Source organism: Sphingomonas sp. STIS6.2 (assembly GCF_000732685.2).
GTDB lineage: Bacteria > Pseudomonadota > Alphaproteobacteria > Sphingomonadales > Sphingomonadaceae > Sphingomonas > Sphingomonas aerolata.
Window position 1 is genome coordinate 1 of sequence record NZ_JPDP02000004.1, and the last position, 16,375, is coordinate 16,375.

The 16,375-nt window shown below is 68.3% G+C and carries 18 protein-coding genes; 8 read left to right on the forward strand and 10 right to left on the reverse strand.

Features of this window, described 5'->3' with window-relative positions; genetic code table 11:
- Positions 1-16: 16 nt before the first annotated feature.
- The 8 genes from bchY (at position 17) to sphst_RS00435 (ending at position 7,928) form a co-directional block, all read left to right on the forward strand.
- Positions 17-1,534, forward strand: coding sequence for a chlorophyllide a reductase subunit Y (bchY, locus tag sphst_RS00400; RefSeq protein WP_056409368.1), 1,518 nt, complete (start codon positions 17-19; stop codon positions 1,532-1,534).
- Positions 1,531-2,976: a chlorophyllide a reductase subunit Z gene (bchZ, locus tag sphst_RS00405; RefSeq protein ID WP_056409370.1), complete on the forward strand. Its 1,446-nt coding sequence runs from the start codon at positions 1,531-1,533 to the stop codon at positions 2,974-2,976. Before bchY ends, bchZ begins: the two co-directional genes overlap by 4 nt.
- Before the next feature lie 136 nt (positions 2,977-3,112).
- Positions 3,113-3,277: a light-harvesting antenna LH1, beta subunit gene (gene pufB, locus sphst_RS00410; protein WP_081874172.1), complete on the forward strand. Its 165-nt coding sequence runs from the start codon at positions 3,113-3,115 to the stop codon at positions 3,275-3,277.
- Between the two features lie 41 nt (positions 3,278-3,318).
- Positions 3,319-3,489 carry a light-harvesting antenna LH1, alpha subunit gene (pufA, locus tag sphst_RS00415; protein ID WP_081874173.1) on the forward strand — a complete coding sequence of 57 codons (171 nt, stop codon included), beginning with the start codon at positions 3,319-3,321 and terminating at the stop codon, positions 3,487-3,489.
- 154 nt (positions 3,490-3,643) lie between these two features.
- Positions 3,644-4,468 (forward strand): photosynthetic reaction center subunit L, encoded by an 825-nt coding sequence (pufL, locus tag sphst_RS00420; RefSeq protein ID WP_031439813.1) that lies wholly within the window; start codon positions 3,644-3,646, stop codon positions 4,466-4,468.
- Positions 4,469-4,481: 13 nt separating this feature from the next.
- Positions 4,482-5,456 carry a photosynthetic reaction center subunit M gene (gene pufM / locus sphst_RS00425; RefSeq protein WP_031395428.1) on the forward strand — a complete coding sequence of 325 codons (975 nt, stop codon included), beginning with the start codon at positions 4,482-4,484 and terminating at the stop codon, positions 5,454-5,456.
- On the forward strand, positions 5,453-6,559 hold the full coding sequence (gene pufC / locus sphst_RS00430) for a photosynthetic reaction center cytochrome PufC (protein WP_031395429.1): 1,107 nt from the start codon (positions 5,453-5,455) through the stop codon (positions 6,557-6,559). The genes pufM and pufC overlap by 4 nt, the downstream gene beginning before the upstream one ends.
- Before the next feature lie 58 nt (positions 6,560-6,617).
- A complete protein-coding gene (locus sphst_RS00435; protein WP_051916536.1) occupies positions 6,618-7,928 on the forward strand; it encodes a DUF3422 domain-containing protein in 1,311 nt (436 codons plus the stop codon).
- Between the two features lie 57 nt (positions 7,929-7,985).
- Here sphst_RS00435 and hemA read toward each other — a convergent pair whose 3' ends face one another.
- Genes hemA through bchL form a run of 10 tightly spaced genes read right to left on the reverse strand, consistent with a single transcriptional unit; the run spans position 7,986 to position 16,371 of the window.
- On the reverse strand, positions 7,986-9,206 hold the full coding sequence (gene hemA / locus sphst_RS00440; RefSeq protein WP_031395431.1) for a 5-aminolevulinate synthase: 1,221 nt from the start codon (positions 9,204-9,206) through the stop codon (positions 7,986-7,988).
- The gene (gene puhE / locus sphst_RS00445; RefSeq protein WP_197976207.1) at positions 9,196-9,966 is read right to left on the reverse strand and encodes a putative photosynthetic complex assembly protein PuhE; all 771 of its coding nucleotides are present in this window, start codon (positions 9,964-9,966) and stop codon (positions 9,196-9,198) included. The genes hemA and puhE overlap by 11 nt, the downstream gene beginning before the upstream one ends.
- Positions 9,967-9,995: 29 nt before the next feature.
- Complete coding sequence (gene acsF, locus sphst_RS00450; protein WP_107044994.1) at positions 9,996-11,114, reverse strand: magnesium-protoporphyrin IX monomethyl ester (oxidative) cyclase; 1,119 nt, start codon at positions 11,112-11,114, stop codon at positions 9,996-9,998.
- Positions 11,111-11,407: a hypothetical protein gene (locus sphst_RS00455; RefSeq protein WP_031439820.1), complete on the reverse strand. Its 297-nt coding sequence runs from the start codon at positions 11,405-11,407 to the stop codon at positions 11,111-11,113. The genes acsF and sphst_RS00455 overlap by 4 nt, the downstream gene beginning before the upstream one ends.
- Complete coding sequence (puhC, locus tag sphst_RS00460; protein WP_056409376.1) at positions 11,404-11,886, reverse strand: photosynthetic complex assembly protein PuhC; 483 nt, start codon at positions 11,884-11,886, stop codon at positions 11,404-11,406. Before puhC ends, sphst_RS00455 begins: the two co-directional genes overlap by 4 nt.
- Entirely contained in the window at positions 11,883-12,539 is a 657-nt protein-coding gene (gene puhB / locus sphst_RS00465) for a photosynthetic complex putative assembly protein PuhB (protein WP_056409377.1), read from the reverse strand. Before puhB ends, puhC begins: the two co-directional genes overlap by 4 nt.
- Positions 12,536-13,303: a photosynthetic reaction center subunit H gene (puhA, locus tag sphst_RS00470; protein WP_056409379.1), complete on the reverse strand. Its 768-nt coding sequence runs from the start codon at positions 13,301-13,303 to the stop codon at positions 12,536-12,538. The genes puhB and puhA overlap by 4 nt, the downstream gene beginning before the upstream one ends.
- A gap of 10 nt (positions 13,304-13,313) precedes the next feature.
- On the reverse strand, positions 13,314-14,774 hold the full coding sequence (locus tag sphst_RS00475) for a BCD family MFS transporter (protein ID WP_056409382.1): 1,461 nt from the start codon (positions 14,772-14,774) through the stop codon (positions 13,314-13,316).
- Entirely contained in the window at positions 14,771-15,469 is a 699-nt protein-coding gene (bchM, locus tag sphst_RS00480) for a magnesium protoporphyrin IX methyltransferase (protein ID WP_107044995.1), read from the reverse strand. The genes sphst_RS00475 and bchM overlap by 4 nt, the downstream gene beginning before the upstream one ends.
- The gene (gene bchL / locus sphst_RS00485; RefSeq protein ID WP_107044996.1) at positions 15,469-16,371 is read right to left on the reverse strand and encodes a ferredoxin:protochlorophyllide reductase (ATP-dependent) iron-sulfur ATP-binding protein; all 903 of its coding nucleotides are present in this window, start codon (positions 16,369-16,371) and stop codon (positions 15,469-15,471) included. The genes bchM and bchL overlap by 1 nt, the downstream gene beginning before the upstream one ends.
- Between the last annotated feature and the right edge of the window lie 4 nt (positions 16,372-16,375).

The window sequence follows — 16,375 nt, forward strand, 5'->3', positions numbered from 1 at the left end:
CCCCGTGCCCGACCGAGTGCGGGACGTAATTAGGAACGTCCCCACCCCCAGCCCCTCCCCTGAAGGGGAGGGGAGCAGTTGCGCCAGCGGCACCACCCTCCGCGACGCTGCAGAGCTCGCGGGAAAGTCCGATATCCTAGCCCGCTACGACGCAGACTACCCAAAAGGCCCGCACGACCAGCCGCAATCGATGTGCCCCGCGTTCGGATCGCTCCGCGTGGGGCTTCGCATGCGCCGCACCGCCACCGTCCTCTCGGGCTCGGCCTGCTGCGTCTACGGCCTGACCTTCACGTCGCATTTCTACGGCGCGAAACGCAGCGTCGGCTATGTGCCCTTCTCGTCCGAGACGCTGGTGACGGGCAAATTGTTCGAGGACATCCGCGACGCGGTCCACCAGCTCGCCGATCCGGCTCTGTACGACACGATCATCGTGACCAATCTGTGCGTGCCGACCGCATCGGGCGTGCCGCTGCAATTGCTCCCCGACCAGATCAATGGCGTGCGCATCATCGGGATCGACGTCCCCGGTTTCGGCGTGCCGACGCATGCCGAGGCGAAGGACGTGCTGGCGGGCGCGATGCTCGCCTATGCACGCAAGGAGGCCGAGAGCGGCCCCGTCGCCGCGCCAAAGCAACGACCGGACCGGCCGAGCGTGACTCTCCTTGGCGAGATGTTCCCGGCTGACCCGCCAGGAATCGGGCTGTTGCTCGAACCGCTGGGCCTTGCGGCCGGCCCGGTCGTCCCGACCCGCGAATGGCGCGAGCTCTATGCAGCGCTCGACTGCGCCGTGGTGGCGGCGATCCACCCCTTCTACACCGCCAGCGTGCGCGAATTCGAAGCGGCGGGGCGGACGGTGGTCGGCTCGGCGCCGGTCGGTGCGGACGGGACCGCGGCGTGGCTCGACGCGATCGGCGCGGCGTGCGGGATCGCGCAGGACAGGGTCGATGCGGCGAAGAACCGCGTCCTCCCGGCGATACGCGGCGCGCTGGCGGCACGGCCGATCAAGGGGCGGATCACCGTGTCGGGCTATGAAGGCTCCGAACTGCTCGTTGCGCGGCTGCTGATCGAGAGTGGCGCGGACGTGCCCTATGTCGGCACCGCCTGCCCGCGCACGCCGTGGTCCGAACCCGATCGCGACTGGCTGGTGAGCCGCGGCGTGCAGGTCCAGTATCGCGCGAGCCTCGAACAGGATCTCGCCGCGGTCGACGCGTTCGGCCCCGATCTCGCGATCGGCACCACGCCGGTGGTGCAGCACGCCAAGCAGAAGGCGATCCCGGCGCTCTATTTCACCAACCTCATCTCGGCGCGGCCGCTGATGGGGCCGGCGGGGGCGGGGAGCCTTGCGCTGGTCGTCAACGCGGCGCTTGCCAACCAGGCGCGGTTCGACCGGATGACCGCGTTCTTCGACGGTGTCGGCACGGGCGCGACCGCGGGTGTGTGGGAAGACACGCCGGTCGACCGGCCCGAGTTCAAGGCGAAATACGCCGCCAAACGCATCGCTGCGGCGAAGGCCGAAGAAAGCGTCGGGCTATGACCCTCATCCTCGATCATGACCGCGCGGGCGGTTACTGGGGGGCGGTCTATGCCTTCACCGCGATCAAGGGATTGCAGGTGATCATCGACGGGCCGGTGGGGTGCGAGAATCTCCCGGTCACCTCGGTGCTCCATTATACCGACGCGCTGCCGCCGCACGAACTGCCGATCGTCGTCACGGGCCTCGGCGAGCAGGAGCTCGGGCGCGACGGCACCGAAGGCGCCATGAAGCGCGCCTGGGCGACGCTCGATCCGGATCTGCCCGCGGTCGTCGTGACGGGGTCGATCGCCGAGATGATCGGCGGCGGCGTCACGCCCGAGGGCACCAACATCCAGCGCTTCCTGCCGCGCACGATCGACGAGGATCAATGGCAGTCGGGCGACCGCGCGCTGACCTGGCTGTGGACGCAGTTCGGACCGAAAAAGGTGCCCGCGCCGCGTCCGCCCAAGCCCGACGAGCGCCCCAGGGTCAACATCATCGGGCCGATGTACGGCAGCTTCAACATGCCCTCCGATCTCGCCGAGATCCGCCGCCTGATCGAGGGGATCGGCGCGGATGTGGGCATGGTCTTCCCGCTCGGCAGCCATCTCGCCGATGTCCGCAAGCTGGCGGACGCGCAGGTCAATGTCTGCCTGTACCGCGAATTCGGGCGCGGGCTGTGCGAGATACTCGAGCGCCCGTATCTGCAGGCGCCGATCGGGCTGGAGAGCACGACGCTGTTCCTCCGCAAACTCGGCGAGCTGCTCGGGCTCGATCCCGAACCGTTCATCGCGCGCGAGAAGCACACGACGATCAAGCCGCTCTGGGATCTCTGGCGCTCGGTCACGCAGGATTTCTTCGGCACCGCGAGCTTCGGCATCGTCGCGACCGAAACCTACACACGGGGGATCCGCAATTTCCTCGAAACCGACATGGGGTTGCCCTGCCACTTCGCGATCGCGCGCTCGGCGGGGGTGAAGCCCGACAACCAGGCGGTGATCGAGGCGATCCGCACGAATCCGCCGCTGATCGTCTTCGGCAGCTTCAACGAGCGGATGTACATGGCCGAGGCCGGCGCGCGGGGCGTCTATATCCCGGCGAGCTTCCCGGGCGCGGTGATCCGCCGGCACACCGGTACGCCGTTCATGGGCTATGCCGGCGCGACCTATCTGATCCAGGAAGTGTGCAACGCGCTGTTCGACGCGCTTTTCCACATCCTTCCGCTTGCCGGACAGCTCGACCAGGTCGAGGCGACGCCGGCGCGGATCGAGCGCGACGTGGCCTGGGACGACGATGCCAAGGCCGCGCTCGACGCGGTGATCGAGCGCGAGCCGGTGCTGGTGCGGATCTCTGCCGCCAAGCGCATCCGCGACGCGGCCGAACGCGGCGCGCGGCGCGCGGGCGAAGCGTCGATCAGCACGGACCGCCTCGCGCACGCAATCACCGAAAGCCGCGGGCGATGACCCCGGCACTGCCTTTCCCGTCCGGCCCCAGCGGTGCCGATGCGGGTGACTCGTTCCTCGCGGGCATCCGGTCCGCCTGGATCCAGGGAGCGCGATTCACGCTCCCCTTCTCCTCGGGAACAACGGAGACGTCATCATGAGCGACCTGAGAGACAAGGACGAGAGGATGGGGCTTGGCACCTACCTCACGCCCGAAGAGGCCAAGGAGTTTCACAAGCTGTTCATCACCAGCTTCCTGATCTTCACCGTCGTCGCGGTCATCGCGCATTTCCTGGTCTGGAACTGGCGCCCCTGGTTTTGAGCCGCACGCCCTAATCGCAAACCAATGAGAGGAACCACGTCATGTGGAGAATCTGGCTGATCTTCGATCCGCGGCGTTCGCTCGTCGCTCTGTTCACGTTCCTGCTGGTGCTGGCATTGCTGATCCACTTCATCCTGCTCAGCACCGATCGCTTCAACTGGCTCGATGGCCCGCACAAAGCGCCCGCCGTCACCGCGCCCGCGGGCAGTTGATGCGACGATCGGCGGTTGCGGAGGACGGGGGCAGACCGAACCCGTCCTCCCATACCCCCTGGCTCCACCGCAGTCCCGACCCCGGCCGATCGGCACGGGGTGATGGGACGGCGTGACGGGATGCCGTGACGAAACGGGGAAACGGAGACGTGCCATGGCGCTGTTGAGCTTCGAGCGAAAATACCGGGTGCGCGGCGGGACGCTGCTTGGCGGCGACCTGTTCGACTTCTGGGTCGGGCCCTTTTACGTGGGCTTCTTCGGCGTCACGACCGCGATCTCCGCGCTGCTCGGCACGTTGCTGATCTTCTACGCCGCCTCGCTCGGGCCGAGCTGGAATCCCTGGCTGATCAGCATCGCGCCGCCCGACATCGCCTATGGCCTGGGGCTGGCGCCGCTGCGCGAGGGCGGGTTCTGGCAGGTCATCACGATCTGCGCGATCGTGGCCTTCGTGTCCTGGGCGCTGCGCGAGGTCGAGATCTGCAACAAGCTCGGCATGGGCTATCACGTGCCCTTTGCCTATGGCTTTGCGATCTTCGCCTACGTCTCGCTGGTCGTCGTCCGACCGTGGCTGCTCGGCGCATGGGGCTTCGGCTTTCCGTACGGGATCTTCAGCCATCTCGATTGGGTGTCGAACACCGGCTACCAATATCTCCATTTCCACTACAATCCCGCGCACATGCTCGCGGTAAGCTTCTTCTTCACGACCGGGGGCGCGCTGGCGTTCCACGGCGCGCTCGTGCTGTCCGCGGTCAACCCGGCGGAGGGCGAGCCGGTCAAGTCGCCGGAATATGAGGACGCGTTCTTCCGCGACACGATCGGTTATTCAATCGGGACGCTCGGCATCCACCGGCTGGGCCTGTTCCTTGCGCTGTCAGCGGGGTTCTGGAGCGCGATCTGCATCATCATCTCGGGGCCGCTCTGGACGCGCGGCTGGCCCGAATGGTGGACGTGGTGGCTCAACCTGCCGATCTGGTCCTGAAGGGGGTATGGCGATGGCGCGCTATCAGAACATGTTCACCCAGGTGCAGCTGCGCGGTCCGCTCGAGGCGGGACCGCGGCTTCCCCCGGGCAGCTTTCCGCGGGTCGGCACGGGGACCTATAACTACTGGATGGGCAAGCTCGGCGCGGCCCAGATCGGTCCGATCTATCTCGGCAGGCTGGGCCTCGCCTCGCTGATCTGTGCGTTCCTGTCGTTCGAGATCATCGGGCTGAACATGGCCGCCAGCGTCAACTGGGACCCGGTCCAGTTCGCGCGCCAGCTTCCCTGGCTCGCGCTCGAGCCGCCCGGCCCGCAATGGGGGTTCAAGCTGCTGATGCCGCTCGCCGAAGGCGGCTGGTGGCAGATGGCGGGCTTCTTCATGAGCGCGTCGCTGATCCTGTGGTTCGTGCGGACGTACATACGCGCGCGTGCGCTCGGCATGGGGACGCATGTCGCCTGGGCGTTCGCGGCGGGGATCCTGCTGATCCTGACACTCGGCTTCATCCGGCCGATGCTGATGGGCAGCTGGGCGGAGGCGGTGCCGTTCGGCATCTTCCCGCATCTCGACTGGACCGCCGCTTTCTCGATCCGCTACGGCAATCTGTTCTACAACCCGTTCCACTGTCTCTCGATCGCGTTCCTCTATGGCTCGACGATGCTGTTCGCGATGCACGGCGCGACGGTGCTGGCGATCGGCCGCTATGGCGGTGAGCGCGAGATCGAGCAGATCACCGACCGCGGCACCGCATTCGAGCGCGGCGCGCTGTTCTGGCGGTGGACAATGGGGTTCAACGCGACCGCCGAGTCGATCCATCGCTGGGCCTGGTGGTTCGCGGTGCTCACCCCGCTGACGGGCGCGATCGGGATCCTGCTGACCGGGACCGTGGTCGACAACTGGTATCTCTGGGCGGTGCTGCACGGCTATGCGCCGGGCTATCCGGACACCGGCGTCGTCGATCCCGCCTTGCTTCCGGGAGGTGTACGATGACCGCATTACCCACCAAGACGCCCACCAGGACTATGGTGCTCGGCGTGGCGCTCGTCCTGCTCGGGGGGTGCGAGATCGGCCCCAAGACAGCGACGCAGACGGGCTATCGCGGCGCCGGACTGAACCAGATCATCAACCCCAAGCTGATCGCGGCGGCCAGCACGATCCCAGAGCCGCCCTATCCGTTGCCGCCCGAGGGCGGTCCGACGGCGGGCGAGAGCTACGAGAATGTGAAGGTGCTCGCCGGGCTGGGCCGCGAACGGTTCGACCATCTGATGGCCGAGATGACCCAGTGGGTCGCGCCGCCCGAACAGGGATGCAATTACTGTCACAACCCGGAAAACATGGCGTCGGACGAGAAGTACACCAAGATCGTCGCTCGCCGGATGCTGCAGATGACGCAGGCGATCAACGGACGCTGGGCGACCCATGTCAAGCAGACCGGGGTGACCTGTTACACCTGCCATCGCGGCAATGCGGTGCCCGCGTATAAATGGGCGATCGCCGAGGGGACGCCCGAGCCCGGCAAGGTTCTGGGCAACCGGCATGGCCAGAACGCGCCGAACCCGAATGTCGGCTATGCTTCGCTGCCCTATGATCCTTTTGCCGAATATCTTGGCGGACGGGCGCAGATCCGGGTCGCCAGCAGCAGCGCGTTCCCGAACGCCAACCATATCGTCTCGATCAAGGCGGCGGAGAAATCCTATGGGCTGATGATGCATGTCAGCGGCGCGCTGGGGGTCAATTGCACCTATTGCCATAACAGCCAGTCGTTCCGCTCCTGGAACCTCAGCAGCGCGCAGCGGGGCACGGCCTATTACGGTATCCGCATGGTCCGCGACATCAACCAGACCTACATCACACCGCTGCAACCGATCTTCCCTGACAATCGCAAGGGGCCGCATGGCGATCCCTACAAGGTCAACTGCACCACCTGTCACCAGGGCATCAACAAGCCGCTGGGCGGGGTGAGCATGATCGACCAGGCGCCGATCCTGAGGGGCGCGTCGATCGCCCGCGCGGTGCCCGAGGGTGGACCGGGCGCCGGCGTCGCGGTGCCGGCCGCCTTTTCCCGGCCGGCGGCGATGACGGACACAAAGTGATGCGGTCCGCGCCGCCGGGGGCGCGGATCTCACCGCTATCGGCCAGGCGGGCCTGACGATGCACAATCACCCGCTGCGCGCCGCGCTGGCCGAGGAGATGCATCTTCGGCGACTGCCGCGCTTCGCCGCGCCGTGCCGGCTGGTGCAGATCGTGACCGTGCTCGAGGAGGCGGCGGCGGACGCGGCCCGCGCGCATATCGCGACGCTGGCCGAGCAGGGCCGCGAGATCGTCCCCGTGGCGGGGAAATACGGCGTGCTGGGCCTGGGGCCGGTAACGCTGGTGTGGGAGCGCCATACGGAATTCGCGACCTATACGCTGTTGCGCGGCGGTGCGGGCGAGGCCGAGGCTGAGGCAGAAGCCGGAGCCGGGGCCGCCGCCGGCACGCCGTCGCGATACGCGCCGTCGCTGTTCGATCCTGGCCCGTTCGAGCCCGCGCTGTCGGCGATATTCAAGGACCTGCCCGGTGCGATCATCCGGGCAACGCAGATCGCGCTGGTGCCGCGCGCGGCGGGCGATCCGACACCTGACGATCTCGAACGCTGGTTTGCATCGGAAGCGACGATCCTGTGCGATGTCGCGGACGGGGCAGGCCGGATCGTGTCGGATTTCCGGCTTAACCCCGACGGCTATGGGCGGCTGCTGGTGCTCGACCGCGGACTCGAGCGGGACGAACCGGCGCAGCTCGTCATGCGCCTTCAGGAACTGGGCAACTACCGGAACATGGCGCTGCTCGGCCTGCCGCTGGCGCAGCGCCTGACGCCGAGCGTCACGGATCTGGAATCGCGTCTGGCGCATCTGACCCAGGCGGTCTCCGAACGGACATCCGAAGACGACCGGCTGCTCGACGAGCTGACCTACCTGTCCGCCCGTCTCGCCCGCCTCGTCGCCGAGACACGCTATCGGATGAGCGCGACGCGCGCCTATGCGCAGTTGAGCACCGACCGTCTTGCCAGCCTGCGGATCGGCGGGGTGCGCGGCTATCAGACACTGGGCGATTTTACCGAACGGCGGCTGGTGCCTGCGGTCCGGACCTGCGATTCCTTCTCGGCCCGGCTCGAGGATCTGTCGCAACGCGCAGCCTGGACGAGCGAGCTGCTGCGGACACGGATCGACATCGCGCTCAGCAAGCAGAATCGCGACCTCCTCGTGTCGATGGACCGTCGCGCGACGGTGCAGCTGCGGCTGCAACAGACGGTCGAGGGCCTCTCCGTCGTCGCGATCAGCTATTATCTGGTGTCGCTCATCGGCTATCTGCTGACCGCCATTCCGGGCGTCCATCATGACGTCGCCACCGCGGCGGCGGTGCCCGTGGTGATCGCGCTTGTCGCGCTGGGGCGCTGGCGGATGCACAAACACCTCGCGGCGTGACGCCCGGCGGCGCCGGTCCAGAGCCGTCGGCGCCACTTAGACGCCGACGGCACCCGGTCAGGCCGCCATCGCCCGCCGCGCCAGCGCGCATTGCGACCAGATCTCGCTGAGCGCGGTCACCAGCGTGTCGATATCGGCATCGCTATGCACCGGCGACGGCGTCAGCCTGAGCCGTTCCGTGCCGACGGGGACGGTCGGGTAATTGATCGGCTGGACGTAGATGCCGTGATGTTCGAGCAGCCAGTCGCTGATCCGTTTGCACTTGTGCGCATCGCCGACCATCACCGGGATGATATGGCTCGGATTGTCGACCGTCGGGATGCCGGCGGCGTCGAGCCGGCGGCGCACGGTGGCGACGCGATCGCGGTGCCGCGCACGCTCGACCTGGCTCACCTTGAGGTGGCGGATGCTCGCGGTCGCGCCCGCGGCGAGCGCGGGGGGGAGGGCGGTGGTGAAGATGAAGCCACTGGCGAAGCTGCGGACGAAATCGCACAGCGCCGCCGACGCTGCGATATAGCCGCCCATCACGCCAAAGGCCTTCCCGAGCGTACCCTCGATCACCGTGACGCGGTCCATCAGCCCCTCGCGCTCGGCGACGCCGCCGCCGCGCGGACCATAGAGACCGACCCCGTGCACCTCGTCGAGATAGGACAATGCGCCATGCGCCTCGCACACGTCGAGCAGCTCGGCGATCGGCGCGATGTCGCCGTCCATCGAATAGACGCTTTCAAAGGCGACGATCTCGGGCCGCGACGGATCGAGTTGCGACAGCCGGCGATCGAGATCATCGGGGCTGTTGTGCGTGAAGACCTGCACCTCGGCGCGGCTGTGGCGGATGCCCTCGATCATCGACGCATGGTTGAGCGCGTCGGACAGGATGACACAGCCGGGCAGCCGCGCGCCGAGCGTGCCGAGCGCAGCCCAGTTCGAGACATAGCCCGAGGTGAAGAGCAACGCCGCCTCCTTGGCGTGGAGATCCGCCAGTTCGGCCTCGAGCAGCACATGGCTGTGCGTCGTCCCCGAGATGTTGCGCGTCCCGCCCGCGCCCGCGCCGCACCGGTCGATCGTCGCATGCATCGCCTCGAGCACCGCGGGATGCTGGCCCATGCCGAGATAATCGTTCGAGCACCACACCGTCACCGGTCGCCGGGTCCGGCGGATGACCTGTTCGGCGGCGGGAAAGGCGCCCGCGGTGCGCTCGAGCTCGGCAAACACCCGGTAGCGCCCATCGTCGCGGAGCGCCGCGAGTTCACCTTCGAAAAATGCCTCATAGTCCATGCGATCGTCCCCGTCCGTCGGTGATGGCGGCCTGTGCCGCTCGTGTGGAGGAAGCGGCCCAGCGCCAGAGGCGCGCATCGCGCATCGGCAGGACCAGAAACAGATGCTCGACGAGCCCGAGAACCGCCAGCCCCGCGAGCAGCGTACCCGCGGCCGCAGCGCCGCTGCCGGTGGGGGCGGCCTCCGCCACCGTCCATGCCCAGGCGGCGGTTGCGCCACTGGCCAGGATCGAGACCGGGAACAGCGCGTTCAGCCGGCGCTTGCGAAAATAGCTTTTGAGATAAGCCAGATGCGCGGGAAACACCTCGTCGCTGAGATTGGGCACGCCCAAGTAGAGGTTGAACTTGGCCGACAGCCGCAACACGAACAGCAGCAGGAAGGTGAGCGGCGCGGCCTGGTTCGGTCCGCCCCAGCTGACCGCGAAGAGCAGGATCGCGGTCGCGGCGATCGCGAGCTCGTGATGGATCACGGTGGCGGTCGCGGCGCGGAAGCGGGGCCAGCCGGTCGCGTCGGGCGGACATTCGGTGCGACGCGGACCCGCGACCGCCCCCATGAGAAAGCTCATTTCGTGCCAGCCCCAGATCAGGATCGCCGCGGCGAACCCGGTATAGGCGGCGCCGGCGCTCGCATCGTCGGCGATCGACCCGACCAGCGCGACCGCGGCGATCGCGACCAGCCCGGCCAGCGTCAGGCTGGTGCGGAACGTCGCCGCGGGGCGGCTGTCGAGCCAGACCACCGCGGCGGTTCCGATAAACCACATCAGCAGCGCGAAAAGCAGCGGGGGGACGCTCACCACGCCGGGACCAGCCGCACCGTCGCGGGCGCGGTGTTGCGCTTGACCGGCGTGAGATACAGCCAGGCAAAGCTGACGGCGGCGGCGGCGGTCAGCCCGAGGCGCTGGATCTGCCCGACCACGCCGCCGCGCGCCTTGGCCGCGTCGATCGCGCCCGCGATCCGCCGCATCCGCTCGACCCCGATGCGGAAGCGCGGGCTGTCGGTATCGAGCACGACCGGAAACACCTGCCGCGTGATCGCCGAACAGATTGAAAAGACGCGCATGTCATAGTCGGTCGGGTCGATCCCCAGCGCCGTGTGGAAGGCGGGCCGGTTGTGATCGCGCACGTACATCGTCGCATAGACCGCGACGAGGAAGAAGCGGATCCACCAATGGTTGACGCCGCGCAGCAGCTTCGGATCGGTTCGCATCAGGATCGCAAAGGCATCGCCGTGGCGGAACTCGTCGTTGCACCAAAGTTCGAACCAGTCGAAGATCGGATGGAAACGCAGCTCAGGATGCTGGGCGAGGTGCCGGTAGATGGTGATGTAGCGCGAATAGCCGATCTTCTCGCTGAGATAGGTCGCGTAGAAGATGAATTTCGGCCGGAAATAGGTGTATTTCTTCGTCCGCGTGAGGAAGCCGAGATCGACGCCGATGCCAGCATCCTTGAGCGTGTCGTTGATGAAGCCGGCATGGCGGCTCTCGTCGCGGCTCATCAACTTGAACAGCTGTTTGACGTCGGGATTGGTCACGCGCTTGGCGATCTCGGCATAGAGGATGCAGCCGGAGAACTCGGCGGTCAGCGAACTGACGAGGAAATCGGTGAATTCTTCGCGGAGGCCGTCGGGGAGGCTTTCGATCACGCCGTCGAATGCGGCGGTGCGCTTGAAATGGAGGCGGTTGGGGTCGCTCGCCATCTCGCCGATCAGCGCATCCCATTCGCCGCGAACCGCCGAGACGTCGATCCGGTCCATCGCCGCGAAATCGGTGGTATAGAAGCGGGGCGACAGGACGGTGTCGGCGCGGGCGATCGCGAATGTATCGGGCAGGGGCGTATCGGGCAGGGGCGCGGGCGACGCGGCGAGAGGGGCGGCGAGCGGCGCGGGGGCGAGGGTGGTGATCCTGTTCATGCTATCGTCCGATCCGAAAAGCTGACCTCGTATAATTCCGTCATCGCGAAATGGCCGGCGAACTGCGTCCACAGCCGCCCGGCCAGACCCGCGCGTTCGACCGTGGCGATCCGGTCGACCACGCAGCGCTCGCCGAAACCGACCCGGATCGGTGCGCCGTGCACGCGGACCCGGTCGCCGGGCCCGATCGCGACATCGCCCGCCAGCACGACATGCGCGCAGAGGAACGCGTCGCTATGCTCGATCTCGACGCGGCAGGGCGTGTCGAAACGGGTGGACCGCAGCAGCGTCATGTCCTGGGCGCCTGTGCGGGGAGCAGCGCGGCAAAGGTCGCGCGGTTGGTCGGGCCGAAGGCGCTGAGCTCGATCGTCCGTCCCGTCGCGGTGTCGGTCAGCGACAATTCGCCGTCGCGCCAGAGCGTCAGCGTGAAGGGGGGGCGGTTGTCGATCCCGCGCGCGCGCCGGTCGCGCGCGAGGCCGCGCATAACGCCGCGGACGAACCCGGTCTTCTGCCCCGCCGCGATCACCGCCACGGTCCCGCCGCGCGCATTGCCGATCACCACCGAGCCATCGGCGCGGTCGACGAAGCGCAGGTCGCGCGACGCGACGGGGGCGATCCTGGCCTGTTCGCGCATCAGCACGGGCGAGGCCGCCGGGGCGATGTTCGCGATCCGGACGATGCTCGTCGCCGCGAGCGTGAAGGCCAGCAACGCGCCGGCGCCGATGAGCGTGGTGCGCGGGACGAGGTCCGGATGGCGATGCGTGCCGCTCATGCCGCCTGCGCCTTGGCGAAGACGCCGCCGGCCGGCGCATGCTGCGCTGGGTCGGAAGCCGCCAACTGCCCTGTCGGGTGCACCGTCAGGCAGGTCCGGGCGATCAGCGCGGCGACGGTCGCTGCCTCGGGCACGGCGCGGAGCATCGGCCGGGGCGTGACGATCCGCCAGGGCCGGGCGTGCGGCCACAAGGCGAGATAGCCGAGCTTGTAGCGGCCGGTGACCGTCAGCGGCATGTCACCCGTCCCGTCGGCGCGCTCCGCGAGATCGACCGCGCCGATCAGCGTCAGCGGCAGGTTGATACATTTGGGCAGCGCCATGCCGATCCGCAGCACCACGCGGCGGGTGGTCAGCGTATAGAGCGTCGTCCGCGCCGCGCCCCAGGCGAGCAGGTGGAGCAGTGCGACCCCCAGCAGCCCGACGATCGCGGTCATCGCCGCTCCGACGAGGTCCCGCGGACCGTCGATCCCCTGCCGTCCGGCCTCCGCCAGCGCCCACAGCGTCAGCGCCGCGAAATAGGCCGCGACCAGTCGGGTGTGGAAGGCGGTGCGCGCGAGCACCCGCCAGTCGGGTGAGCCCTGCCACAGGATCCGCTCACCGGGCGGGGGCACCCCGGGAAGGCCGGGGATCGGTTCGACGTCATGCTCGGTCACAGCAGCGGCTCCTGACGTGCGGGCGTGGCATAGAGATAGCCGCCGCCGAAATAGGCCTGGACGCGCTCCTCCTCGTACAGCGTGATCCGGTCGGCGGCCTCGATCGGCGGCACGTCGGCGAACTGGCTGGCGAGCAGCGCGTCGATGACGACGCGGCGGCGGCGACGATCGACCTTGGCCATCATCATCGGCGCGAGCACCGCGCGGCCACCGACCGACACCTGCATGTAGCGGATCAGCCGGTCGGCGCGGTCGATCCACAGATCGTCGATCGTCCCGGCGACCACGCCATCCGCGCCCAGCATCGGCCATCCGAGCAGGTCGGGATCGCCGACCGCGACCACATAGTCCGACGCCACGCTGAGCGGGACGATCCGCGGATGCCCCTCCATGTCGAGATCGGGATGCCGCGCGCGCTCGGCCCAGGCGGCGGGACCGATGCCGTCGACGAGCGGGTTGCCGGTCGGCGCATAGGGGGCGCCCGCGAACCGGTCGGTGCGCCTCGCGGCGATGTCGACGGGCTCGCGCCCCTGGGTCGGCGCCGTGACGCGGCCACGACCGAAGGGCAGCAGGAACGACTTGGTCGAGGCGGTATGCAGCGGGCCACCGACCGTATCGAGCCGGCCGGTCAGTTCGTCCTCGAGCGGATAGCCCTCGCGCCGATCCTCGCGGCGCAAATAGAAGACGAGCACGAGGAAGAACAAGGCGAACGCCCAGAGGACCAGGAGCGCGACGTCGATGCCGGATGTCAGATGCGGGTTCATGATCGTCCCTTCAGACCGGAAATTCGCTGAGACCGAAACGCGGCACCGGCCGCTCGCCGACCGCATCGACGATCGCGCCCCGACCGCGCACGAGCGGGCCGAGCGCGACGAGCGTGCCGAGCAACAGGAGAATCTCGACGCCGTAGACCGCGGCATAACCGGTGACACGGGTCGCCAGCGTCGGGCCGTACGCCCCCGCCAGCGCCGCCGCCGAGACGAGGTCGCGCAGGACTGCACCGAGTGCGATCGCGACGCCGGCGCTGCTCGCCTGCACCGCGCCCCAGGCCCCCAGCGCGAGCCCGGTGCGTCCGTCGAGTGGCCCCGCGTCGGCGATCGCCATCGCGGCGGTCAGTGTGCCCACCGAGAACAGTCCGCCGCCAAAGCCGATCAGCGCCGCGCCGGTGCCGAGCAACGCGACCGACGACAGCGCGCCGGCGAAGATCACGCACAGGAACGCGGTGACGCCGAGAACGCCGCCAAAGCCCGCCAGCTGATGCGGATCGTCGCCCTCGCCGAGCCGTCTGGCGGCGAGCGCGAACCCGCCCAGCATGCCGAGCGCCCAGAGCGCGGTCAACGCGGTGGTCGCACCGACCGTCATGCCGAGCACCTGCCCGCCATAGGGTTCGAGCAGCACGTCCTGCATGCTGAACGCCGCCGCACCCAGACCGACCGCGACGAGCAGCCGCAGCGTGCGCGGGCGGGCGATGAAGACTGCCCAGATCGCGCCGAAGTTCGGGCGATAGGGCCGGGGCACGACCGGGCGAGGGCCCCGCGCTTCCTGTTTCCACATCGCGACCAGATTGAGGACGACGGTCAGCATCGCTGCGCCCTGGATCAGCTGGACCAGCTTGGTCGGGGTGAAATCGGCCAGCAGCCGGCCGATCACGATCGCGCTGACCATCATGCCGAGGACCAGCATGACGTAGAGCAGCGCGACGACACGCGGCCGTGCATCGTCGGGGGCGAGATCGGTTGCGAGCGCCAGCCCCGCGGTCTGCGTGGTGTGCATCCCCGCGCCGACCATCAGGAAGCCGAGCGCCGCGCCGATCTGCCCGAAGATCGCGGGGCCCGTGCCGCCGCCGGTCATGACCAGCAGCGCGAAGGGCAGGATCGCCAGGCCGCCGAACTGGAGCAGCGTGCCGAACCACAGATAGGGCACGCGCTTCCATCCCAGCAGCGAGGCATGGTGATCCGAGCGGAACCCGATCAGCGCGCGCAGCGGCGCGAACAGCAGCGGGAGCGAGACCATCGCCGCGACAAGGCTGGTCGACATGCCGAGCTCGACGATCATGACCCGGTTGAGCGTGCCCGTCAGCAGCACCGCGGTCATCCCGACCGACAGCTGGAACAGCGACAGCCGCAGCAGGCGGCCGAGCGGCAGATCGTCGGTCGCGGCGTCGGCGAACGGCAGGAACCGGGTGCCGAGCCGCGCCCAGAACGCGCCGGTCTTCAAGGCGACCAGCCGGTTCATGCGGCGACCATCTCCAGCGCGTGGCTGGTGTAGAAACCGCTGGCGACGCGCGCGTCGCGGCCGATCCGCGCATGGCCGACGCTCGCGTGCAACTGCGCGCGCAGGACGCGTTCGCGGACGGGCTCGATCGCCGGCGCACGGTCTGCGCGGGGAAAGAGCGTGCCGATCGCGTGCATCACGACCAGCGGCCGGGTCGACGGCGCGAAGGTGAACAGCATCGAACCGCGCGTGCGACGGGTCAGCGTCTCCACCAGCTCTACGAGGTCGGTGCTGCGGTAATGGATCAGAGAATCCATCGCGACGACATGATCGAACATGCCGAGCGCAGCGTCGCGCATGTCGCCGACGCGCCAGTCGATCGCGAGCCCGGCCGGCGACCGCTCGCGCGCGACCTCGACAAGGCTGGCGGCGAGATCGATCGCGACCACCGAAGCGCCGCGCCGCGCCGCCTCGACCGCCAGCGCGCCCGTGCCGCAGCCCGCATCGAGCAGCCGCAGCCCGGTCATGTTCGCGGGCAGCCAGGACAGCAATGTCTCGCGCATCCGGTTGCGGCCAGCGCGGACCGTGGCGCGAATACCGCTGACCGGCGCGTCGGACGTCAGCCGCGCCCAGGTCGCCGAAGCGGTACGGTCGAAATAGGTTTCGAGCCGGTTGCGGCGCGCGGCATAGCCGGTGGAAGGAACCAGGCTGGCCATCATTCGAACCCCAGAAATTCGAAGATGTCGCGATCCTTCATCGGCCGGGCATCGAGCGCATCACAACCCGACCAGAGCAACGCGGCGAGGCGCTTATATTCGTCGCACGCGGCGGCGACCTCGGGTGTCTGCTCCATTTCGAACAATGTGCATTTCTTGAGGCGGCTGCGCCGGATCGCGTCGAGATCGGGGAAATGCGCGAGGCGCTTCAGCCCGGTGGCGGCATTGTAGCGGTCGATTTCGTCGGTCGCGGCGGACCGGTTGGCGATGACGCCGGCCATCCGCACCTCGTAATTCTTCGCCTTGGCCTGGATCGCGGCGGCGATGCGGTTCATCGCGAAGATGCTGTCGAAGTCGTTCGACGCGACCACCACGGCGCGCTCGGCATGCTGCAGCGGGGCAGCGAACCCGCCGCACACGACATCGCCGAGCACGTCGAACAGCACGACGTCGGTTTCCTCGAGCAGATGATGCTGTTTCAGCAGCTTGACGGTCTGGCCGACGACATAGCCGCCGCATCCGGTGCCCGCGGGCGGGCCCCCGGCCTCGACGCACATCACGCCGTTATAGCCTTCGAACATGTAATCCTCGGGGCGGAGTTCCTCGGCGTGGAACTCGACCGTCTCGAGCACGTCGATCACCGTCGGCATGAGCTTCTTGGTCAGCGTGAAGGTGCTGTCGTGCTTGGGATCGCAGCCGATCTGCAGCACGCGTTTGCCGAGCAGCGAAAATGCCGCGGACAGGTTGGACGAGGTCGTCGACTTGCCGATCCCGCCCTTGCCGTAGATCGCGAACACCTTGGCGGTGCCGATCCGGTCGGCGGGATCGAGCCGGACCTGGACGCTGCCCGCGCCATCGGGCCGGGTTGCAACGGGGCGGGTAGGGGGATCGAGCAGGGCCATGATA